General features: G+C 56.1%; 19 protein-coding genes and 2 pseudogenes. 12 read left to right on the top strand and 9 right to left on the bottom strand.

The window, feature by feature from the left end; all coding sequences use genetic code 11:
- Positions 1–9: 9 nt before the first annotated feature.
- The 5 genes from KGA83_RS16505 to KGA83_RS16485 all read right to left on the bottom strand — a co-directional run bounded on the left by KGA83_RS16505 (position 10) and on the right by KGA83_RS16485 (position 4,329).
- A complete protein-coding gene (locus tag KGA83_RS16505; protein ID WP_108219504.1) occupies positions 10–720 on the bottom strand; it encodes an ABC transporter permease in 711 nt (236 codons plus the stop codon).
- Positions 717–1,436 (bottom strand): ABC transporter permease, encoded by a 720-nt coding sequence (locus KGA83_RS16500; RefSeq protein ID WP_108219505.1) that lies wholly within the window; start codon positions 1,434–1,436, stop codon positions 717–719. The genes KGA83_RS16505 and KGA83_RS16500 overlap by 4 nt, the downstream gene beginning before the upstream one ends.
- Before the next feature lie 113 nt (positions 1,437–1,549).
- The gene (locus KGA83_RS16495; RefSeq protein ID WP_108219506.1) at positions 1,550–2,305 is read right to left on the bottom strand and encodes a transporter substrate-binding domain-containing protein; all 756 of its coding nucleotides are present in this window, start codon (positions 2,303–2,305) and stop codon (positions 1,550–1,552) included.
- A 13-nt stretch (positions 2,306–2,318) separates the two neighbouring features.
- Positions 2,319–3,194 (bottom strand): MurR/RpiR family transcriptional regulator, encoded by an 876-nt coding sequence (locus tag KGA83_RS16490; RefSeq protein ID WP_108219507.1) that lies wholly within the window; start codon positions 3,192–3,194, stop codon positions 2,319–2,321.
- A 193-nt stretch (positions 3,195–3,387) separates the two neighbouring features.
- Positions 3,388–4,329, bottom strand: coding sequence for a LysR family transcriptional regulator (locus tag KGA83_RS16485; RefSeq protein WP_108219508.1), 942 nt, complete (start codon positions 4,327–4,329; stop codon positions 3,388–3,390).
- A gap of 131 nt (positions 4,330–4,460) precedes the next feature.
- Here KGA83_RS16485 and KGA83_RS16480 point away from each other — a divergent pair, with 131 nt between their 5' ends.
- The 4 genes from KGA83_RS16480 to KGA83_RS16465 all read left to right on the top strand — a co-directional run bounded on the left by KGA83_RS16480 (position 4,461) and on the right by KGA83_RS16465 (position 8,098).
- Positions 4,461–4,736 carry a DUF2798 domain-containing protein gene (locus KGA83_RS16480; protein WP_108219509.1) on the top strand — a complete coding sequence of 92 codons (276 nt, stop codon included), beginning with the start codon at positions 4,461–4,463 and terminating at the stop codon, positions 4,734–4,736.
- A gap of 210 nt (positions 4,737–4,946) precedes the next feature.
- Positions 4,947–6,401 carry a TrkH family potassium uptake protein gene (locus KGA83_RS16475; protein WP_223530235.1) on the top strand — a complete coding sequence of 485 codons (1,455 nt, stop codon included), beginning with the start codon at positions 4,947–4,949 and terminating at the stop codon, positions 6,399–6,401.
- Between the two features lie 290 nt (positions 6,402–6,691).
- Positions 6,692–6,910, top strand: a complete 219-nt coding sequence (locus KGA83_RS16470; protein WP_223530233.1) for a hypothetical protein — start codon at positions 6,692–6,694, stop codon at positions 6,908–6,910.
- Between the two features lie 366 nt (positions 6,911–7,276).
- Positions 7,277–8,098: a DUF2092 domain-containing protein gene (locus tag KGA83_RS16465; protein WP_108219511.1), complete on the top strand. Its 822-nt coding sequence runs from the start codon at positions 7,277–7,279 to the stop codon at positions 8,096–8,098.
- Positions 8,099–8,751: 653 nt separating this feature from the next.
- Here the strand turns inward: KGA83_RS16465 and KGA83_RS30085 are convergent.
- The 3 genes and pseudogenes from KGA83_RS30085 to KGA83_RS16450 all read right to left on the bottom strand — a co-directional run bounded on the left by KGA83_RS30085 (position 8,752) and on the right by KGA83_RS16450 (position 10,415).
- Complete coding sequence (locus tag KGA83_RS30085; protein ID WP_218567080.1) at positions 8,752–9,219, bottom strand: autoinducer binding domain-containing protein; 468 nt, start codon at positions 9,217–9,219, stop codon at positions 8,752–8,754.
- Positions 9,220–9,437: 218 nt separating this feature from the next.
- Positions 9,438–9,815 (bottom strand): annotated as a pseudogene (locus tag KGA83_RS16455) (EamA family transporter); the annotation flags it as partial.
- Positions 9,816–9,956: 141 nt separating this feature from the next.
- Positions 9,957–10,415, bottom strand: a complete 459-nt coding sequence (locus KGA83_RS16450; protein ID WP_030131065.1) for an Lrp/AsnC family transcriptional regulator — start codon at positions 10,413–10,415, stop codon at positions 9,957–9,959.
- Positions 10,416–10,683: 268 nt separating this feature from the next.
- On the opposite strand from KGA83_RS16450, the gene KGA83_RS16445 reads away from it, so the two are divergent.
- The 7 genes and pseudogenes from KGA83_RS16445 to KGA83_RS16415 all read left to right on the top strand — a co-directional run bounded on the left by KGA83_RS16445 (position 10,684) and on the right by KGA83_RS16415 (position 18,886).
- Positions 10,684–12,072 carry an amino acid permease gene (locus KGA83_RS16445; RefSeq protein WP_108219514.1) on the top strand — a complete coding sequence of 463 codons (1,389 nt, stop codon included), beginning with the start codon at positions 10,684–10,686 and terminating at the stop codon, positions 12,070–12,072.
- A 208-nt stretch (positions 12,073–12,280) separates the two neighbouring features.
- Positions 12,281–12,691 carry a fosfomycin resistance glutathione transferase gene (gene fos / locus KGA83_RS16440; RefSeq protein ID WP_108219515.1) on the top strand — a complete coding sequence of 137 codons (411 nt, stop codon included), beginning with the start codon at positions 12,281–12,283 and terminating at the stop codon, positions 12,689–12,691.
- Positions 12,692–12,779: 88 nt separating this feature from the next.
- Positions 12,780–14,151 (top strand): annotated as a pseudogene (locus tag KGA83_RS16435) (transposase).
- 705 nt (positions 14,152–14,856) lie between these two features.
- Positions 14,857–15,906 carry a selenide, water dikinase SelD gene (selD, locus tag KGA83_RS16430; protein ID WP_223530231.1) on the top strand — a complete coding sequence of 350 codons (1,050 nt, stop codon included), beginning with the start codon at positions 14,857–14,859 and terminating at the stop codon, positions 15,904–15,906.
- A gap of 1 nt (position 15,907) precedes the next feature.
- Positions 15,908–16,678, top strand: a complete 771-nt coding sequence (locus KGA83_RS16425) for a sulfite exporter TauE/SafE family protein (RefSeq protein ID WP_223530229.1) — start codon at positions 15,908–15,910, stop codon at positions 16,676–16,678.
- Positions 16,679–16,751: 73 nt separating this feature from the next.
- On the top strand, positions 16,752–17,948 hold the full coding sequence (locus tag KGA83_RS16420; RefSeq protein WP_108219518.1) for a cysteine desulfurase family protein: 1,197 nt from the start codon (positions 16,752–16,754) through the stop codon (positions 17,946–17,948).
- Complete coding sequence (locus KGA83_RS16415; protein ID WP_108219519.1) at positions 17,945–18,886, top strand: DHH family phosphoesterase; 942 nt, start codon at positions 17,945–17,947, stop codon at positions 18,884–18,886. Before KGA83_RS16420 ends, KGA83_RS16415 begins: the two co-directional genes overlap by 4 nt.
- Positions 18,887–19,141: 255 nt before the next feature.
- Here the strand turns inward: KGA83_RS16415 and KGA83_RS16410 are convergent, their stop codons facing one another.
- Positions 19,142–20,308, bottom strand: a complete 1,167-nt coding sequence (locus KGA83_RS16410) for an MFS transporter (RefSeq protein WP_108219520.1) — start codon at positions 20,306–20,308, stop codon at positions 19,142–19,144.
- Positions 20,309–20,402: 94 nt separating this feature from the next.
- On the opposite strand from KGA83_RS16410, the gene KGA83_RS16405 reads away from it, so the two are divergent.
- The gene (locus KGA83_RS16405) at positions 20,403–21,296 is read left to right on the top strand and encodes a LysR family transcriptional regulator (protein ID WP_115948375.1); all 894 of its coding nucleotides are present in this window, start codon (positions 20,403–20,405) and stop codon (positions 21,294–21,296) included.
- The last annotated feature ends 266 nt before the right edge of the window (positions 21,297–21,562 follow it).

The raw sequence follows: 21,562 nt of genomic DNA, 5'->3' as shown, positions 1-21,562 counted from the left end.
CAATTTGGTTTACTGCAGGTGACGGCCGAGGCGGCCCTCGAGCGCTTTCAGGCTGCGCCGCACGACTTCCACAATCAGCAGATAGAGCACGGCGGCCCAGAGGTAGATCTGGAAGTCGAAACTGCGCGAGAAGGCCAGCTTGGTCACGCCCATCAAGTCGTAGATGGTCACCAGCGAGGCAATGGCGCTGGCCTTGATCATCAGGATCAGTTCATTGCCCAGCGGGCCAATGGCGACCAGCAGCGATTGCGGCAGGATGACTTTGCGAAAGGTGGTCCAGCGCGACAGGCTGAGGGCTTTCGAGGCCTCGCGCTGGCCTTGGGTCACGGCCAGGATGCTGCCGCGCAAAATCTCGGCCTGATAGGCCGCGGTGTTCAGCGTGAAGGCCAGCAGCGTGCAGAACCAGGCGTCACGGAAGAACCACCACAAACCCACGTCCTGCCAGAAGCCTTTGAACGAACCCAGGCCGTAATAGAGCATGAACAGCTGTGCCAGCAGCGGCGAACCGCGGAAGAAATACACGTAGACGCTGGTAAAACGGCTGATAAAGCGGTTACTCGACAACCGGCCCAGGGCGATCAGCAGACCGAGCAGGGCGCCAAGGGTGAAGGAAATGGCCACCAGCTTGGCAGTCACCAACAGACCTTCGATGAAACGGGGACCGTAACGCTCCAACAAGTCAGGGCTGAGGAACAGATTTTGCAATTCATCGAAGCTCATGGGCGAACGCTCCGTTGATGGCGGCTGAAATGCTGCTCGAGGAACTGGAACAGACGGCCGGAAATGGCCGAGAAAAACAGGTAGCCAAAGCACGCCACGGTGTAGAACAGCATCGGTTCCTTGGTGACGCTGACCGCCAGGTTGGTCTGGCGCATCAGGTCGACCAGGGAGATGGTCGACACCAGCGAGGTGTCCTTGAGCAGTGACAGCCAGTTATTCGACAGGCCCGGCAAAGCAATGCGCACCAATTGCGGCAGTACCACCTTGGTAAAGGTTGTGCGTCGGGATAGGCCAAGGGCGGCTGCAGCTTCGAACTGGCCCTTGGCCACGGTTTTGAAGGCGCCCAGCCAGATCTGGCTGGAGAACGCGGCGAACACCAGACTGAAGGCGATCATCGCGGCGACGAAGGGGCTGATCGCGACTTCGGCCTCGTAGCCCATCGCGGCCAACAGTTTCTGCGCACCGATCTGGCAGCCGTAATAGATTATAAGCAGGGTCAGCAGCTCGGGCAGTCCGCGGAACACGGTGGCAAACACCGTGCTCATGGCCCGCGGCCAGCGACGTCGGGAGCGGGCGGCCAAAGCCAGGCCCAGACCCAGCGGCAGGCCAATCGGCAGGCAGCTCAGGGCCAGGACAATGGTCACCAGAGCGCCGGCCAGCAAGGCTGAACCCCAGCCGCCGCTGGCGAAGGATAGCAATGACAGGTTTTCGAACATGCTCGAACCCTCTCGGTAAATTAATCTCGCACGCCCTCGCCGCACCCGTGTGCGGGTGCGGTGCAGCATGTCGGCAAGTAACGACCCTCAGGCGCGCCTGAGGACTCGGGGGATCAATAGATATCGAAGGCGAAGTAGCGACTGGAGATCTTCTTATAGGTGCCGTCGGCGACGATTTCATCCAGCGCCTTGTTGAAGCGCTCGCGCAGGGCATCGTCACCCTTGCGCACCGCGATGGACGCATCCGCGGTGGTGCCGTTGACGTCGCCGATGATCTTGCAGCAGTCCTTGCCAGCGCTGTCGACCCAGGCCAGCAGCGGGAATTTGTCGGCAATCACCCCGTCGATCCGGCCAGTCGCCAAGTCGCTGTTGGCTTCATCGAGGGTAGGGTAGAGCTTCACGTCGGCACCGGCCGGGCCGTAATGATCTTCGGCATAGATGGCCTGGGTCGAGGATGACTGGGCACCGACCGTGCGGCCCTTGAAGTCGGTCTGGGCGTCGGTGATGTTCGAGTCCTTGGATACCGCCACGGACAGGGGGGTACGGTAGTAGTGCCGGGTGAAATCGATTTTCTGCTTGCGCTCATCGGTGGCGATCATCGAAGCCACGACCGCATCGTATTTCTTCGCCATTAGCGCCGGGATAATCCCTTCCCAGTCCTGGGCGACGATGCTGCATTGCACGTTCATGCGTTCGCACAGCGCGTTGGCGATATCCACATCGAAACCGTGCAGCTTGTTGTCCGAGTCAACGTAGTTGAACGGCGGGTAAGCGCCTTCGGTAGCAATCTTCAGTACTTCAGCCTGCGCGCTGGTGGCCCCGGCCAGGACCATTGCGCATACACCGGCAAAGCGAATGACGTGTTTCATCCAGCACCTCGTTTTATTGTTTTAAGTTTGGTGACGATGTGTATCCAACGAACTCGTTGTGTAAGGCCGCGATGGATTCAAGACGCTTTTCGACCTCGGGCCCCAGCTGTTTGCAGACGTCGTTGACCAGCAGGTGGACCAGCGACAGCATCGCCGCTGTCGATTCCCAGAACAGGTTGAACTCGGTGGGCACGCGGAACACTTCATCGGCATTCTGTTCGGCCCAGTCGCAAAAGGTGTCGGTGATCAGCGTCACAGGGATTCCGGCATCGCGGGCCTTGCGGCACAGGGTCAGGGCGTGGCGGGAATAGCGGCGGGCTTCGAACACCACCAGCGCACTGTCTTCGGGGGCACTGAGCAACACGTCGGCGTAATGCCCGGCGGCACCGTCGACCCAGTGTGTGTCATCGCGCAGGTACTGCAACAGATGCACCATGGATGCTGCGATGCCACGCTCTGTCTGGAACCCGGCGACGAACACCTTGCGCCGGGTGGCCAGGCGCTGGCTGACGTTGTGCCAGGTAGGGGTGAGGCTATATTCGTAAACCTTGACCAGGGCCGCGACTTCCAACTCGAAGCTGCGCGGCAGGCCTTGCGGGCCCTGGCTGGCTTGATGGCGAAACTCCTGCAAGCGATCGCCCACCAGCCATGGGCCATCGCCCAGGTCGACCTTGAGGTCGTTTTTCAGGTCTTTGAAGTGGCTATATCCGAGGGAGCGACAGAAGCGCCCCACACTGGATTCACTGACGTTCAATTTCGCGGCAATATCAGCCGCAGTCTGGAACGGCAGTTCATAGAGGTTGGCCAGCATATAGTTAGCAATCACCCGGCCTGAGGCGGCGGCGGTTGAAAGACTGCTTTCAAGGCGTTGTTTGATGGGCTGGCTCAAGGCTGCTTCCTGTTGTTTTTCAGCGCTTACGAAAGAAAATGCGTGTTTTCTGGCATAAAGTCAATACATGACAGATAACTGTCACGGCCGATGATCGTCACTCTGGTACGCAGCATCGACAACTCGGTTGGAGGTTCAGGATGTCCCAGGCAAAGCTCGACCATTGAATTTATGAAGGCGGCAAAGCACCGTATCAGGACGCAGTAAAGGTATTTTTCATCGGCCAGCGCATTTCCAGATGCTCAGTCAAATAATCCATAAAAGCTTTGACCTTGGGTGTGATAGCGGCGCGTTCCTGGACGCATACATAAATATCGAGCGGTTCAGCATAGGCATAAGTTGAAGCGTGGCGATGTTCAAATAGAGGAATGAGTTGGCCACTTTCGATATAGGGCGCCGCCACGAACTCTGCCAATCGGGTTATTCCCGCGCCGCGGATGGCCATTTGGGCTAGAGCGTCAATATCGTCGCTGATTGCGGTCGCATTGAGAGTAGCGTCGTAACGTTGCCCATCCCGGATAAAACCCCAACGTAGAATGCGTCCGTCTAGCGGGTAGCGAAATGCTAGACAGGCATGGTGTTGGAGTTCTTCAGGGGCGTGTGGCCAGCCGACTCGTTCCAAATAGGTGGGCGACGCGCAGATGATAAAAGGGATTGAAACGATCTTGCGAGCGACGATCCCCTCTTCCAGTTGTGGTTTGATCCGAAGGCTCAGATCAATGCCTTCTTGAATATGATTGATTTTGCGATCTGTGGTTGAGAGTTCAAGTGTCAGGCGTGGGTAACGTGCAGCGAAGCCGGCGATTAGTGATGCCAACACATGCCGCCCGAAAGCGGAGGTAGAAGCGATGCACAGTCGCCCTTGCAGATGAGTCTGCGCGCTGGTGATCGCGCTTTGCGCCGATTCGAGATCACGCGCTATGCGTTTCACTTTTTCGTAGTACACCACGCCGCTTTCGGTTAACGCCATGCTGCGAGTGGTGCGCTGGAGAAGGCGCGTGCCCAGGTGGGTTTCCAAGCGATTTATGGTCTGGCTAACGGCTGCCGCACTGACGCCCAGGGTTTTGGCAGCGCCCACGATGGAGCCCGCTTCAACCACTTTGATAAAGCTGGCAATCGCCCCTAACAGGTTCATCTTTGGCCCAGCGAGAAGAGTTATTCATAAGATTTTCTTTATAAAGCAACCACTGCTAGCCGTCTAGTTGCTGATTTTTGATCTTGCTATGGTGTTCATCCCCTATCAATCGAAGATCAAAAAGGTCTGATATGAATCCAAAAACATCCTCTAAAACTCTATTTTTCAACCAGCGTAAGCTCTCGGCTCGCGCTACTCCTTATGTTTTCGCACTGTATATGGCCACAATCATGGCGCTCTTGATGTCACTCGTGATCACTGCGGCAAATTCCGGAATTGAGATTGATTATCTAAGTAATGCGCTGCACGCCTATAAATTGGCCATGCCAGTGGCATTCCTGTGCATACTCGTCGTTCGTCCCATTGTGCTTAAACTGGTGTCTTTGACTGTACACCCCCATCATTAAGGGCGGCCGCTCAGCGGCCCGATTGATGGGGCGTCGTGGACAACCCTGTTGGGTCGACTGTTGCCGGCCGTCAAAGGCCGGAGTCGACCCAAAACTGCTCTTGGACGCACACAGCCTGACTGATTCCTCGTAGAAGTTTTACGCAAAATTTACGGGGCCTTCAGGTTGGGCATCCGATACTGCGCGGTGCTAATTTGGAACGCTATTGTTATGTCTCTCGGAGCTATCCGGCTTATTGGCTTTATCCTGGGCATCTTTCTGATCACGCTGGCCGTAAGCATGGCAATTCCCATGATCACACTGGTGGCCTATGAGCGTAGCGACGATCTGTCGGCCTTTCTCTGGTCGAGTTTGATTACCTTCATCTGCGGCTTGTTGTTGATTGTGCGGGGGCGCCCGGATGCTGCCCAGCTTCGCCCCAGGGATATGTACCTGCTGACTACCGGTAGTTGGGTCGTTGTGTGCACTTTCGCCGCATTGCCAATGGTGTTCATCCGCCATATCAGCTACACCGATGCATTCTTTGAAACGATGTCTGGCATCACAACCACGGGCTCGACTGTACTCACCGGTTTGGATAGCTCATCCCCTGGCCTATTGATATGGCGCTCCATGCTGCATTGGTTGGGAGGCATCGGTTTTATCGGCATGGCTGTGGCGATCCTTCCACTGTTGCGAGTAGGCGGCATGCGTCTGTTCCAGACAGAGTCCTCAGACTGGTCGGAGAAAGTGACCCCGCGTTCCCATGTGGCAGCCAAGTACATTCTATTGTTCTATCTGGGGCTTACTGGCATCGGAGCCCTGGCGCTCTGGCTTGCCGGAATGACGTCATTTGAAGCGGTCAACCACGCAATGTCTTTGATCTCTACCGGGGGGTTCTCAACGTCGGACGCCTCACTTGGGCATTGGACGCAACCTGCGATTCACTGGGTGGCAGTGGCCATCATGATTCTGCGCAGCCTGCCATTCACCTTGTACGTCGCGTCATTGCGGGGCGATCGGCGTGCACTGATCAAGGACCACCAGGTACGCGGATTCATTGGATTCTTGCTCGTCACATCGCTGGCTGTGGGTACCTGGCTTTGTTTTCACAGCGATTACGGGTGGTGGGATGCGTTTCGTATCGTGGCAGTCAATGTGACCTCGGTGGTCACGACCACCGGAATTGCGGTTGGCGACTACACGTTATGGGGCAGCTTTGCTGTCTTGCTCTTTTTCTATCTGACCTTTGTCGGTGGGTGTTCCGGCTCCACCGCAGGTGGTCTCAAAATCTTCCGTTTTCAGGTGGCTGCCGCGCTACTGGTAAGCAGTTTGAAGCAGTTGATCCATCCTCGAGCCGTGATTCAGAAGAATTACAACGGTCATCCCATTGACGAGGAGATCGTGCGCTCACTTTTGACCTTCTCGTTTTTCTTCACCATCACCATTGCTGCCATCGCCCTGGGTCTGGCTCTCATTGGACTTGATTGGACAACAGCATTGAGCGGCGCAGCTACTGCGGTATGTAACGTCGGGCCAGGGCTTGGCACGATCATTGGGCCGGCCGGTAATTTCTCATCATTACCGGATGCAGCCAAATGGCTACTGACCGTTGGAATGCTTCTGGGAAGGCTCGAAATCCTGACTGTGTTGGTGCTCGTCACTCCGGTTTTCTGGAGATATTGATCAACCTTGTCGGGGTCTGCATCTAAAGGGGCCATGGGGGGGACGAAAATAAAATTGTCGATACCCACCGAAGGGGCAGCGAGTACTTCCATGGAGAGATCAGTCGTCGTTTGGATTGCCGCTGTTGGCCGGTTTCTGCCTGTCGCGAAGGGTTGCAGTCGACTGTGGACTCAACTGGCCGGTGCTTCGTTTTGTGCGCAGGCCAATACCTTTCGACAGACGACATCCCCGCTGACTTGCTGGCTGCATATCGACGTGGTGTGGGAGGGGACGTTCCGGAAAGGGGGTTTTTGTTCAATGGCGGTTCGGCGGTCATCGCGCCAGACGGTTCGTGGGTGACGGCACCGCTTTTTGGCGAACCTGGCATTGTTTTAGCCAAAATCGACCTATCGCAGATCGACGCACAGCACCATGATCTCGATGTGACGGGGCATTATCTGCGACCTGACATTTTTGAACTGTCAATTGATCGGCGTGTACGTACGGGCTTGAACCTCTGTGACAGCTGAAGCCAGGGAGAACTCGCATATTGCGCACAAACCGAATGACTGCTATTGGCCGATTCTGTTGAAAAAGTCGGTTCGCCCAAACAGGCTGGGCATTGACTGGTTAAAACGCCTTTTTTGCACACTGCTACGTGAAATCTGAGTCCGGGAAGCCTCTGCCAAAATTAAAGATTTCAATCTCGGACGCGTACTTTTCCGTTGCGCAAACCATGGCCGACTGTTTTCAACAGAGTCGGCCGATTTCTGTCTTCCACGACCGACTAAAATCGACACGTTATAGGCCTTTAGATTTAAAAAAATATATCCATCCCCAAAGCTTGCTGCAAAGCTAGACTTTAAGTCCTGTCTTTGCATCTGCGGAGAATAACGATGTTGGCACTCCATCAACATGTCCGGTTGCTCTCGTTTGGCCTGTTGATCGGCCTGTTCGCAGCGCCATTGCAGGCGGCAGAAAAACCCACCACTCCTCCTGCGCCTGCGGTTCAACTGGAACCCAAGGCGCTGGAAGTTCTGCAGGCGATGAGCGCGAAGTTGGCTGGCGCACAGGGTATGAGCTTCACAGCCATCACGACCTACGAGAAGCCTAGTCGGCTTGGGCCGCCCTTGGCCTACAGCACGGTGGCGCAAGTCAACGTGCAACGGCCTGATCACCTACGCGTAATGACTTCGGGTGATGGCCCGGCGACCGAGTTTTACTATGACGGCAAGCGTGCCTATGCCTTTGCTCCGACGGAAAACCTGCTAGCGCAAGCGGATGCGCCACCCACCATTGATGCGACCCTTGAGGCTGCGTACCAGCGTGCCGCAATCTACTTTCCTTTTACCGATGTGATCGTCGCCAATCCTTATCAGGATTTGGCCAGGGATATGCGTTTGGCGTTTTTCATCGGACAGTCCACGGTGATCGGGGATACCACGACTGATGTGATCGCTTACGCTAATGACATCGTATTCGTCCAAGCCTGGATCGGCGCGCAGGACAAACTTCCTCGCATGCTGCGTGCAGTGTTTCGCGATGATCCCACCCAGTCCCGGCATCAGGTCGCGTTCAGCGATTGGAAGCTTGCCTCGGCGTTGTCAGCGGACAACTTCAAACCAGAACACATCGACAAGGCCCAGCAGATCGAGTTTGCCCCGCCGCCAGACATGCGCGCCCCGGTTGGGGCTAAACCGCCGCAAGCAAAACCCTGAGTGAGGAGGATGAACCATGACCCGATCAACCTTGAGGCTTGCCGGCCTGTTAGTTGTGGCATTCACCTGTGATCAGGCTGCGGCCTGGTCGCACGCTTCCAGTTTTGGGCGCACATGGGGAGGCGGTGGCTCGTGGAGCCACTCCGGTGAATTCGGCTCGGCTTCAGGAGGGGGGGGCAGTTGGAGTGGCTCAGGCTATCGCGGCGGCTCGGCTTCCGGGGGGGATGGCAGTTGGAGTGCCAGAGACGAGAATGGCGGGACCGCATCCGGGGGCGAGGGCTCCTGGCATGGCACTGGGGCCGAAGGCGGAACGGCCTATGGCGGCGAAGGCTCATGGCACGCCCAGGGTGAAAATGGGGGCAGTGCCAGTGGCTATCATGCGGACGGTTATGGCACGACGGTCTACCATCCATCGACCTACGGAACCACCTACTACCACCCGCCAACTGCTGTCTATGCCAGCAGTGGTTGTTATAACTGTGGCTACAACGACAGCGTAAGTCCTGCCACCGCCGCAGCCGCTGGCGCGGTTACCGGTGCCGCCATCGCTGATGCTGCTAATACGAATGCGAGCAACAATGCCTTTGGTGCAGGCTACAACGCCGGAATGATGACCGCAGCACCGCCTGCCATGCCCATGGGTTCGACATTTGTTAGCTTGCCAACGGGGTGCGGGCTGAGGACCGTTTCCAGTCGCACGTACTATCAGTGCGGGGATTCCTGGGTGCGACCGGCCTACGGGGCCAATGGAGTTTATTACACCGTTGTACCAATGCCGGAATAAAACCTCGACACGTCAATCTGCCGATATCGAGAAAGGCGGCTTTTGGCCGTTCACTACCGGTCTGGTTGCAAGGGGTGCGGGTCAAATCCGTTGCAAATGGCTGCCAGCCCAACTGGAGCCCATGCATCGCGGCTTCTTCGAAGAACGCCGATTCCGCGGGCTGTCGGTAGTTCTCCCGGTTCCAGAGCAACGCCAGGTTAGAGTTGAGGCAGTGATGCGCGATCGGGTCAATCGCAGCATAGGCCTGGCTGTTGTAATGATTGCGCCAGGTAACCGGGTAGTTGCCTTGAATCAATACCTGCTGGTTGGGCGTACCAGGACCAGGCTTTACGCCCAACAAGGAAATTCGAGTAACCCAGTCTACACGTCAGTGTTTTCAGGTTCCTCCCCAACCAGTCCTCGAAGCGCTCCGTCTTACCGGGTTGTACCAGATCGTCCATTACCAGCATGGTCATTCCCTTCCATGGTCACACCGTTCGACGGTGCTCTCTTCCTGAGATGGCACGAGGGAAATCGAGCCCTGCCATCAAAGTGGGGCGGCAAGGTAGTGACGGGGGTAGCGTTCGCGGTGATGGCATCCTTGAGGAAGATGCGCCCCAGGATGATCGAGGAAATCGAAGCACTGGCCATCAGCACCACCACTACACCTGCCGCAGCGTAATGCCGATAGGCGGACGTTTCGAAGTGAAACAGCACGAAGATGCCAAGGAAGGCGCAGATTGCCGCCTGAGTCCATTTGGCCGTAGACGCCGGGCGCTTGAGGAAAAGCAACAGGATCGAAAGTAGCATGCAACCCAGCAGGGTCTTGATGACGGCCACACTGCTGGCAGTGAAACCATTACTCATGAGTACTTTGCTAAGCACACCGATCGTCGCGTTCAGTGCCGCGGCGCAGAGTGCAAACATGACGCCTTTGCTGAAACTGGATTGCATTGATGACGGTCCCTGTCGTTGCTTTGTCGTTCGATAGAATGCCGCCCCACATCGACGGCGCCAGGTTCAAGGATACAAAGATCCCGCCAACCCCGGCATTGATTGTGTGACTCGTCCTGAACAAGGGGCAAGTCCAGGCACTTACAGTGGCAAGGTATTGCAGTGCTTGATCTCCTTGAGCGAAAACCCGGTGTACATTTCCTTGATATTGCCGAGCGTACGTATGCGATGCATGGCGAGTTCATGGAATGCCTCCATATCTTTGACGACTACCTGCAAGAGGTAGTCGTATTTCCCCGACACTTTGTGACAGGCAATTATGTTGGGCAGCGCCAGAACGCCCGCTTCGAAATGCTCCATGGCGTCCTCGGAGTGACTATCGAGGGTGACGCTGATGAAAGCAAAAAGTCCAAGCCCCATGGTCTTTGGGTTCAAGTGTGCGTGATACCCGACAATCACCTCCTCTTCCAGGCGCTTCAGGCGCTTCCAGCAGGCTGGCGCTGACAGGCAGACACGAACGGCGATCTCGGCGTTCGTCAGGCGACCATTCATTTGCAGAATTTCCAGAATTGAACGATCAACCTTATCCATTTCCGCCATGTGTTCTCTCCCTTTAACAATGAGTACGCGGTAGGGCGATTGGCCCCATCCCGCAGGTCCTTGATCAAGCATCCATTTCCAGGAACGACAAATATTAGAAAGGAAATTACATAAAGAACACATTTTGGATAATTAACGTCTGAAAAATAATTAAATACAGATCCGTTTCGAACGTTAATTTTCGAGGTACTGAAATACAATTTCTTGTCATTTCCGACACCCTGGCCACTGGCTCTGACAATAAAAACAAGTAACAACGGAGGCAATATTGAGCATTTTCAGAACAAAAGACCTGGACGCAATGATTGCTGCTGCCCGAGCGCCTGCCGGGTTGAAAAAAGTGCTGGGGCCGATGGATCTGGTCCTGATCGGTATCGGTGCAATCGTGGGGACGGGCATCTTTGTCTTGACCGGAACCGGCGCATTGACTGCGGGACCGGCCCTCACGGTTTCATTCCTGTTAGCGGCGTTAGCCTGTGCATTTGCAGCGCTCTGTTATGCCGAGTTCGCCTCATCTGTACCGGTAGCAGGCTCGATTTACACCTACAGCTACGCGACGCTGGGAGAGTTGGTGGCCTGGATGATCGGCTGGGATCTGATGCTCGAATACGGACTGGCCAGTTCGGCTGTGTCTGTTGGGTGGTCGGGTTACTTCCAGTCCCTGCTGAGCGGATTTGGGCTGAGTCTTCCGGTTGTGCTTACGGCGGCTCCAGGCTCTTTGCCCGGTGTGGAAACCTGGTTCAACCTACCCGCGCTGGTGATTATGCTGGCAATTACCTGGATGCTTTCCATGGGCATCAAGGAATCCGCACGCGTAAACAACGTAATGGTGATCATCAAGATCGCCGTGGTGCTGCTCTTCATCGCCGTTGGTGCGCGACATGTTCAGCCGGCTAACTGGCAACCTTTCGCGCCCTTCGGTGGCCAAGGCATTTTGAGTGCTTCGGCCTTGGTTTTTTTTGCTTTTATTGGTTTCGATGCGGTTTCCTCTGCCGCCGAAGAAGTGAAAAAACCGGCGCGTGACCTCCCCATCGGCATTATCGGTTCCTTGGCCGTTTGTGCGGTGTTGTACGTTGCCGTTTCAATGATCATGACCGGCATCGTGCCCTATGCCCAATTCCTCGGCGTTGATCATCCGGTCTCATTGGCGTTGCAATATGCCGGTGAAAGCTGGGTTGCCGGGTTCGTTGATTTAGGCGCAATCGTTGGCATGACGACTGTCATTCTGGTCATGGCGTACGGTCAAACCAGGATCATCTACGCGATGTCGCGCGACGGACTGCTTCCCCGGCGCCTTTCCAGGGTTCATCCACGATTCGGCACACCATTTTTCGCCACCTGGATGGTCGGAATAGTCTTCGGGCTGATCTCGGCACTGATTCCGCTGAACGTCCTCGCCGAGCTGATCAATATCGGTACGTTGGCCGCATTCAGTCTGATCTCGGTGGCAGTGATCGTATTGCGCAAGACCCGACCCGATCTCCCTCGCGCATTCAGATGCCCGGGCGTGCCCGTTGTTCCGTTGCTCGCCATCGCGTTCTGCGTAACCTTGATGACCTTCCTCAAGCAGACGACCTGGCTGGTATTTGGGGCGTGGTTGGCAATTGGCCTGGTGATCTACTTCGCCTATGCAAGACGCCGCTCTTTGTTGCATTAATCCGGCATTTCGTCAGGTCTCTTTGACGGGTCAATCAACCTCCAATAGTTTTCAGGTGCGAAACTGCATTCCAGTTGCGCACCTGATTGCATTCGCCTGGCAATCCTCACCTCATTTATCCTGCTTTTTGTCAAAGCGAACAGAACTTGCTATCAAGACCCGCTGTGAGGATTGCAACACTTCTTGAATGGGGTCTGGATAGATGCTTATGTTGACTGGCTTGAATCATCTTACGTTGGCGGTTGTGAGCCTCACTCGCAGTATCGAGTTTTATGTGGCTCTACCCGGCTTTAGATTGGCTGCCCGCTGGGAGACGGGGGCTTATCTTTCCCTCGGTGATCTCTGGCTTTGTCTGTCTCTCGATGAGAGTCGCGTGGCGGAAAAACAGCCTGATTACACCCACTATGCGTTTTCGGTGGGGCAGGACGATTTTGAAGAAGTCACCGCTTACTTGCGGCTTCGTAACGTTATTGAGTGGAAATCCAATTCGAGCGAAGGTAACTCGTTTTATTTTTCGGATCCCGATGGGCATCGCCTGGAAGTGCATGTAGGCAGCCTGGCTTCAAGGCTTGAGCAATGCCGGCGCCAGCCGTATGCAGGCATGGAGTTCTTTGACTGACCGTTTTCGTCTGATTTTATTGAAGAAGTAGCTCTGCTATCTGGCCTGCGGCAAAATCTATGCATTGGCCAGCAGGGAAGCACGCAGCATGATGGGACAGTTATCGAGTGGGCAGGACCGGCTGTTTTACTCGTTCAACCTTGAAGATCACATCCCCGCCAATCACCTTCTGCGCAGCATTGATCAGTGTCTCGATCTGAACGAGCTGCGCCATTACCTCGCCGATTTCTATAGCCCGATTGGGCGTCCGTCGATTGATCCCGAACTGATGATCCGCATGCTGATCGTGGGCTATTGCTTCGGCATTCGCTCAGAACGGCGGTTGTGCGAAGAGGCCCATTTGAACCTGGCGTATCGCTGGTTTGCCGGTTGAGCCTCGAAGATGAAGTACCCAATCACTCGACGTTTTCCAAGAACCGACACGGCCGTTTTCGGGACAGCGATCTGTTTCGCTGGTTGTTCAATGAGGTGCTGCGTCGCTGCATGGAGGCAGGTCTGGTCAGGGGCGAAGGCTTCGCCGTGGACGCCAGCATCATCAAAGCGGATGCGAGTCGGCAGCGTGGCGTGCCGGGTGATGAACCGGTCAACTGGAGCGATCCGTCCCTGAGCACCCGCGCCGTGCGTGAGTACCTTCAGGCACTCGATGAAGAGGCTCTGGTCGAAACGCTGCCGAAGCGCCTATCGCTGACTGATCCTCAAGCCCGCTGGACCGCAGCTCCAGGTGGTCCGGCGTTCTACGCTTACTCCACGAATTATCTGATCGACACCGACACGGCGTGATCATGGATGTGGAACCCACACCGGCTCATCGCACGGCCGAGGTCGAGAGCAGCAGGATCATGATCGACCGGGTTGAGGCGCAGTTCGATATCAAGCCAGAACGCCTCATCGGCGATACCGCGTACGGTACAGCGCCGATGCTGGCCTGGATGGTGGAGGAAAAAGACATCGAGCCGCATGTGCCGGTGTGGGATAAAACCGAGCGCAAGAACGACAGTTTCTCGAGCAACGATTTCCACTGGAATGAAGAGGCCGAGGAATACCGCTGCCCGGCCGGCAAGGCATTGCGCAGCGAATGGCGAGCCTTCAAGAATGAGCGTTCGCACGTCACCACAGCCAACACCATCATCTTCCGATCCCGGCAGACCGACTGCGCTACGTGTCCGATGAAAGCCAAGTGCTGCCCGAACACATCGTTCCGCAAGATTGCTCGCAGCGTCCATGAAGCCGCGCGTGATGTGGCTCGGCGCATCGGAACGACACCTGCATACGTGCGCTCTCGCCACGAACGCAAAAAGGTTGAAATGTTGTTTGCCCACCTCAAGCGCATCCTGAAATTGGATCGTCTGAGACTACGTGGCATGAGTGGTGCGACCGATGAGTTCACGCTGGCCGCTGCGGTACAGAACCTGCGACGGCTGGCCAAACTTACATCTCAAGGGCCACCGCTCACGGGATAGGTGCGCCTGCACCATGCAAAAAACCTAAAACTGACCCACCAACAGAGCGGCAATGGTCAACGAAGGTCCGAATAACCACGCAATGTGGTGAGTAGGTTCTCCGGTGGTGGCCGTGCCTGAGTTCAGGCGAGTTGAAAATCCGACTTTTTCAACAGAATCGGCCAATAGCGGACATTGCACAAGGGTTGCTTTCGGCTAGAACGCTCAAGAAAACCGACAAGGAGCCACGAGGATCAAAAATGGATTTCATCTTTGATACCTTAATCAACCTGTTGGCTCATAGGATTGGCGTTTACGTGCTTGGCTTGCTGAGTGGCGGCCGTTTCAAGGGAGAAAGCGGTTGCCTGGGGCTGGGCAGTCGCCGTCGGCGGCTTGGTGCTGTTCGCTCCTTTCGTGGCTTTCATAGCGTTGCTCATCCATACCAGTGGTAGCCCAGGTTGAGAACACGCTCGGGCTGGTGGCCTAGCACCGTCAGCAGAGAGCAGTTTCATTTACCTTCGCTCGATTCAGCAATGTAGAGCAGTGAGGCAATGGTTCATACACCATTGCGCGCTGACATCCACATGACCTCAAAATGCCTCCATTCCGTCATGTTTTTGCAATGAAAGCATGCAAGTCTTGTCGGCAGAAAAAAGGACGTAACAGTATGTTTCAGCACGCTAATGCGCTGTTTTAATTATGGAAAATGGATTTTAAGGAAAGCCGATGTCGATGTTTTGTCAGATCATGGATAAATCTGAGAGCGGTGGGTGCGGGTGCAAGATCCCATCCAGTGTGTTAACGAAGATTCTGTCGCAAACTGCAGCAGCCAATACGGTTTCGGATGACAAGGTGGTATTGGGCTTTGAGTCTTCTGATGATTGCGCCGTCTATGACGCAGGTGAAAAATATCTTTTATTCACCACCGATTTTTTCTCCCCGATAGTCAACGATCCTTATGTCTTCGGCCAATTGGCAGCCAGCAATGCTGTAAGCGATATTTTTGCTTCAGGCGGGAGTCCGCTTATTGCCAACTCGATCATGGCGTTCGACCCGGAACTGGTTTCGGTCGAGCAAGTAACGCAGATGATCCTTGGCGCCCAGTCGGTGATGAACAAGTTCAATGTCAGCATCGTCGGTGGCCATACGATCAAGAACAGCCAGCCCTTGTACGGCTTCTCGATCATTGGTGAGGTGGAAAAACACCGTTTGAAGAAAAATAACACGGCCAGGGCCGGTGATTTGCTGGTCATGACGCGTCCAATCGGTGTCGGCATCCTCGCCAATGCCCTGAAGACCGGAGTGATTGAACAAGAGGATATTCCTGCGTCGACACTTGCCCAGATTACCGGCGACAACGCGTTTGGCCGCACGCTGAGCGAAAGTCCTGAGGTTAGCAGTTTGACTGACATCACGGGGTTCGGTTTGATCGGCCATATCAGTGAGATGGTCGGGCTGGGGCAACTGGATGTTGACCTGGATACAAGCGGTCTGGTTTTTTATGACGGCACAGAGTCATTGGCGGTGGCGGTGACTTCGGCTGACAGCGGTATTTTCTCTAACATTAAAAAGTACGCGCAGAACGTGGACTACCTGGCTGATCTTCCATTAGCTAGAAAGTTTCTGTTGCATGACCCGCAAACGAATGGCGGTTTGCTGTTCACTGTGAGTGCCGAAGGGTTTGAAAAGAACCGTCAGAAGTGGCAGGCGCTTTGCCCTGATCTGATTGTTATCGGTCGGATGACGGAAGGGACCGGCAAGATCAAGGTCTGCTGAGATGGTAGCCGTGACAATCTACCCGGTTATGGTCGGTGTGGGCGTGATGGCTGGTTTCATGTCAGGTCTGTTCGGTATCGGTGGGGGCATCATCGTGACGCCCCTGTTGGTGCTGATTTACCCGATATTGTCCGGTCAGAAACTGCCGATTGAAGTCGTGACGGGGCTGTCTTCCGCACAGGGCTTCTTTTCGTCCCTCGTGTCGTTCGCGCTGCACCGCGTCAAATTTCAGCCGGATTGGCGAGTGATCAGAAGCTTTGCCGTACCGATGGCTGTCGCCAACTTTTTTGCCTCGCTCCATGCTGATGCATTCAGCGAAAACTTCATCCTGTTCGTCTTCGGACTACTGGGGTTGATGTCGTTGTTGGTGACGTACCTGTTCCATAAACCGGTGGCCCTGTTGTGCAACCATCAATCGCTGTCGTTGCCACTGATAGGGCTGGTGCTTGGCGTATTGTGCGGGCTGGTCGGGCAGGGCGGCGGGTTCATCTACCTGCCTGTACTGATCAGCCTGTTTGGTCTGCAGATAAAGCAGGCCATTTCGACCTCGGCGCTGATCGGTATCATCGGAGCAAGTGGGGCGTTATCCGGCAGAGTGGGTTCAGCCATGGATTTTCTCGGTTACACCGGTGAATTGGTACTGGGGATATTGGTGGGTGGTTTCCTCGGAGCCATGCTTTCTCATCGGCTGGACTCGAGGCATCTGAAACAGGCGCTGAATGCTTTCGTTTTGCTGTGCTCGATCCAGCTCATGCTGCGCTTGCTTATTTGACTTGTGAGTCTCTGTTCGCATTTTGCGAGCAGCATCCTGAATGACATAAAACAGAAAACTGGAAGTGTTTGATATGGATATTGCTGTGGATGCAGTTTATGCCGACGTCTGTGGTTCGGCACCGGTTTCAATGGGTGTCAGCAACATGCTTCAGGCGTTGTTTTCGACCCGCCAATGCGCCAACCCCAATGCCAATCACGCCCTCGGCGTTCAGTTGCTCGAACGAGTCGAACGGGCGCGTGGCAGCATCGCCAGCCTTTTGAAAGTGGACGCCGACTGCCTGATTTTCAACAGCGGCTCCAGTGAGGGCTGTGCCCAGGTGTTTCATAATTTTTTCGAACGCTACAAACATGAGCAACCCTTGGTGCTGTACTCAGCGATCGAACACTCCTGCACCCTGCAGAACATAAACCGCTACGGTCTGGAAGGCCTGCAAGCCATAGCGATCGGGCATCAAATGAACGGATTGCTCGACACTGAACAATTGGAGCAGTTGCTCCGTGCCCATGCGGGTCGCCCGACATTGGTTTGCGTTATGGCAGTGCATAACGAAACCGGCGTGATTCAACCGATCGAAGCAATCGCACGACAAGTGAAGGCTGGGGGTGGTTTGCTGTTTTCGGACATGACCCAGGCCATCGGCAAAATCCCTGTGGATCTGCACGCATCCGGCGTTGATTTCGCCATTGCGTCAGGGCACAAGTTCGGGGCGTTGCCCGGTGCCGGTTTTCTGTACGCCAGAAACCGCTACGGGTTGTCGCCATTAATTGTTGGCGGCGGCCAGGAAGGCGGGTTGCGCGGTGGTACTCAGAACTATCCGGGCATTCTTTCGATTGAAACCGCGTTGCAGGAGAAACAGCACAAGTACGGCAACGGTAAAGTCGCGGTACAACAGAGCCGGGAAACGTTTGAACGTACGCTGCAAGCGATGCTGGGCGAAGTGGTCGTGATCGGTCAGCAAGCACCGCGTGTACCTTGTGTGAGTTTTATTGCATTGCCGGGGGTCAATACAAAAAAACTGCAGTGGACCTTGAACACGCAGTCGATCTACATAACCGGTGGGTCGGCATGCTCGGACAAGACGCTCAGCCTGTCCAACACGGTTACACAACTGGGATATTCCGACCGGATCGCCGGGGCCACGGTGCGCATTTCCATCGACGAAGAACAGTGCCAATTCGCGTATGAGCGGATTCTGGAGGGTATCGCTCAAGCGTTGAAGCTGTCTTCGACTGTCTCGGCAGCTCACGCTGTGGCCCACATGTTATGAGGGTGGTGACCTCAGGCTCGGCGTACCTGGACATCGACGCGTATGCCTGCTGCATTGCGTACGCCGAGCTGTTGAATCACCAAGGCGTTGATGCTCGGGCCGTCAGTAGCGCCCCGCTCAATGTCAGCATCTCCAGGACCGTGCTCGGATGGCAATCATCTCTGGACGATTATCTGCCGAGAGCGGGTGATGAGTTCGTGTTGGTGGATGTCTCCGACTACCACTATTTCGACCCGGTGGTGGTTCTTGAACAGGTGGTGGAAGTCATTGACCATCACCCAGGCTTTGAAAACTATTGGGCGCAGAATCTCGGATCTGCGGCAGACATCCTGCCGATCGGCGCAGCGGCGACTCTGATTTTTCAGCGTTGGGAAGCGGCAGAGCTGTTGCCGCTAATCAGCGAAAAAAGTGCTGTGTTGCTGGCCACGGCAATTCTGGACAATACCCTGAATTTTACAGGGCAGTTGACCACCCAATCGGATATCCGGGCTTATGAAGTCCTCGCACGGCGGGCGAAACTGGAAGCGGACTGGCCCGAGCGGTACTTCTCCGAGTGTCAAGCCACTATCGAGTCAGACCTGATTGGCGCGTTGGCGGTTGATATGAAACGGCTGAAAGCCGATAGCAACCTGCCGCAGGTTTTCGCGCAGATGGCGGTGTGGGATGCCAGTGCGCTGATCCAAACGCATCGTTCAACGATCGGTCACTGGCTGGCGGCGCAGGGTGGAGACTGGCTGTTGAACGTCATCAGCATCCGCGAGTGCAAAAGCTACTTTCTGGCTGAGCCCTTGGTCAGCCAACAAAAGTTGAGCCATTTGCTGTCGATCGAATGGCAGGCCGGAATGGCTGTGCTTGAGCGCTCACTGCTACGTAAGGAACTGTTGAAGTTGGGGCTGGCCCGCATCTCCGTTGTGAGTAAACCGCCTCTGGTTTTGTAGCCACATCGAAGGGCTGCTTTTGGCCGATTCTGTTGAAAAAGTCGGCTTCGGTTTCCATTGCAGAAAAGTACGCGTCCGAGATTGAAATCCGTGCTTTGCGCAGAAGGTTCAGGGCCCAGATTTGACGTGGCAGCGCGCATAAAAGGCGTTTTCACAGTTCAATGAATAGGTAGCCGGGCCGGGTCGACTTTTTCAACAGAATCGGCCGCTAGCCGTCACTCATCAATGGTGACTAACAGCCCCCTCACATCATCGTCACACCACCGCAGCTGCAATCGTTCTGGAACGCCAAGCAAAAGCCAACACCATCAGCAGCCCCAGACCCGCCATTGCCGCTCCGGCCAGGGAAATCGCCGGATAACCCAGCCCGGTATTGATCACCGCTCCACCCAGCGCCGCACCAATCGCGTTGCCGAAGTTGAAGGCACCGATGTTCACCGCCGAGGCCAGATTGGGCGCGTCCTTGGCAGCCTCCATGACGCGCATCTGTAGCGGCGGCACCAGGGCGAAGCTGGCAATACCCCATATCAGGATGGCAACGGCGGCCGGTAGCGGCCAACGCATCAGTACGGTGAACGCCAGCAAGACGAGAATCAGCACGCTCAGCGAAACGATCAGGGTGCGATCTATCGAGCGGTCGGCGGCCTTGCCGCCCCACATGTTGCCCAGCGTCAACCCCACACCGAACAGCACCAGCATGGCGGTGATGTAGGCGGTGGACGCATGGGTCTCGCTGCTGAGGATCGGCGCGATGTAGGTGAAGACGGTAAACATTGCACCCGAGCCGACTACGGTCAGGGCCAACGCCCCCAGCACCGGGCCACGGCCCAGTACCCGAATTTCGGCCAGTACACCGACGCTTTGCGGCGCCTGCAGGTTGGGCAAGGCGAACCACAACGCGATCATGGCCACCACGCCGAGACCGGTAATACCCCAGAATGCGGTGCGCCAGCCGAACAGTTCGCCAAACCAGGCGGCCAGCGGCACACCGCCGATGGTCGCCAGGGTCAGGCCCATGAACATTGCCGCAACCGCCCCGGCACGTTTCTCCGGGGCGACCACGCTAGCGGCGACGATGGAGCCAACGCCAAAGAACGCACCGTGGTTCAGTGAGGTCACCACCCTGGCGACCATGAGGCTGTAGTAATCGGTAGCCAGGGCTGACATCAGATTGCCCAGGGTGAAAATCGCCATGAGTCCGATCAGCAGATAGCGCCGGGGAATCCTGCCGGTGGTCAGGGTCATCAGCGGCGCGCCGAGCAGCACGCCCAAGGCGTAAGCACTGACCAACAGACCTGCGGCGGGAATGGAAACGCCGAGATCCGCAGCGATGCCCGGCAACATGCCCATGGGGGCGAACTCGGTAACGCCGATGCCAAAGGCACCAATGGCGAGTGCGACAAGTGGTGGATTGATACGCATGGAAGGCTCCTTATCTATGCCGCTAATGCTACGATCCAACCTTTTCAGGCGGTAGATAGCATTTCTGGCAATCACCTTTGCGTAAGGAGCACAAATGGACTTCAACGGCAGGTCAGGTGAAATGGGCGTGTTCGCCACCGTGGCGCAGGAAGGCAGTCTGTCGGCCGCCGCGCGTGCATTGGGGCTGACACCCTCGGCGGTCAGTCGGATCATCGCGCGTACCGAACAACGTCTTGGCACCCGCCTGCTGTTGCGCACCACCCGAGCGATCACCTTCACCGCCGAGGGCGAGGCTTTCCTGCGCGGCGCCCGGCGTATCCTGGCCGACATGGCCGAGGTCGAAGAAGCCATCGCCGACCAGGGCGTACCAAGGGGCCGATTGCGGGTCAGCGCCGCCCTTGGCCATGGGCGGCTGGCCATCGTTCCCTTGGTGGCAGCATTCAGCGCCCGTTACCCGAACATTGTCGTCGACCTCACCCTCGGCGACGAAGTGGTCGACATTCTCGGCGGCCAGGCCGACGTCGCGGTACGCTTTGGCCATCTGCCCGACAGCCCGCTGACCGCGCGCAGGATCGGCGACACCGGCCAGGTAGTGGTGGCATCGCCCGAGTATCTGCAGCGCCACGGCATCCCCCAGGAACCGGAAGACCTGCTACGGCACAACTGCCTACGCTTCAACTTCCGGCGTGCCGAACCCAACTGGCCGTTCATCCGCGACGGAAGAGAGTTTTCCCTGAAGGTCAGCGGCAACATCGAATGCAGCAGTGGTGAAGCGCTGGCACAACTCGCGCGAGTAGGTGCCGGCATTGCGCGTATTGGCGAGTTCAGCGTGAGCGAGGATCTGCAGCGCGGTGACCTGATACCGCTGCTGGAAGCCTGGAACCCCGGCGACCAGGAACCGATTCATGCGGTGTTCGTAGGTGGCTCGGCAATGCCGGCGCGGGTGCGGTTGTTCGTGGACTTCTTGTTGGAACATCACCGGATGTAAGCGGTGGCGTCACTTGATCCTTCCGGGTGCTCGTGATGCTGTTCGCATTAAGCAAGTAGTGACCAACACATCGTTGGGCGCGCTATCAGTGGGTGGTCTGCCTGACTGGAACAATCGGGAGCCATGGCATTGATGTCTCGTTTGCACGTCGTAAATGGCCGAGATTGACCGATGGCTATTCGTGAGAGGCCGCTTTCGGCCGAGGTTGTGTAAAAACGTCTTAGAGCAGGTTTGACGGTCACAACTAGAACGAAAATCACGTTCCT

It is taken from the genome of Pseudomonas sp. GL-R-19 (genome assembly GCF_019956375.1).
In the GTDB taxonomy this organism is placed as follows: Bacteria; Pseudomonadota; Gammaproteobacteria; order Pseudomonadales; family Pseudomonadaceae; genus Aquipseudomonas.
This window is presented reverse-complemented; position numbering and strand designations above follow the sequence as displayed.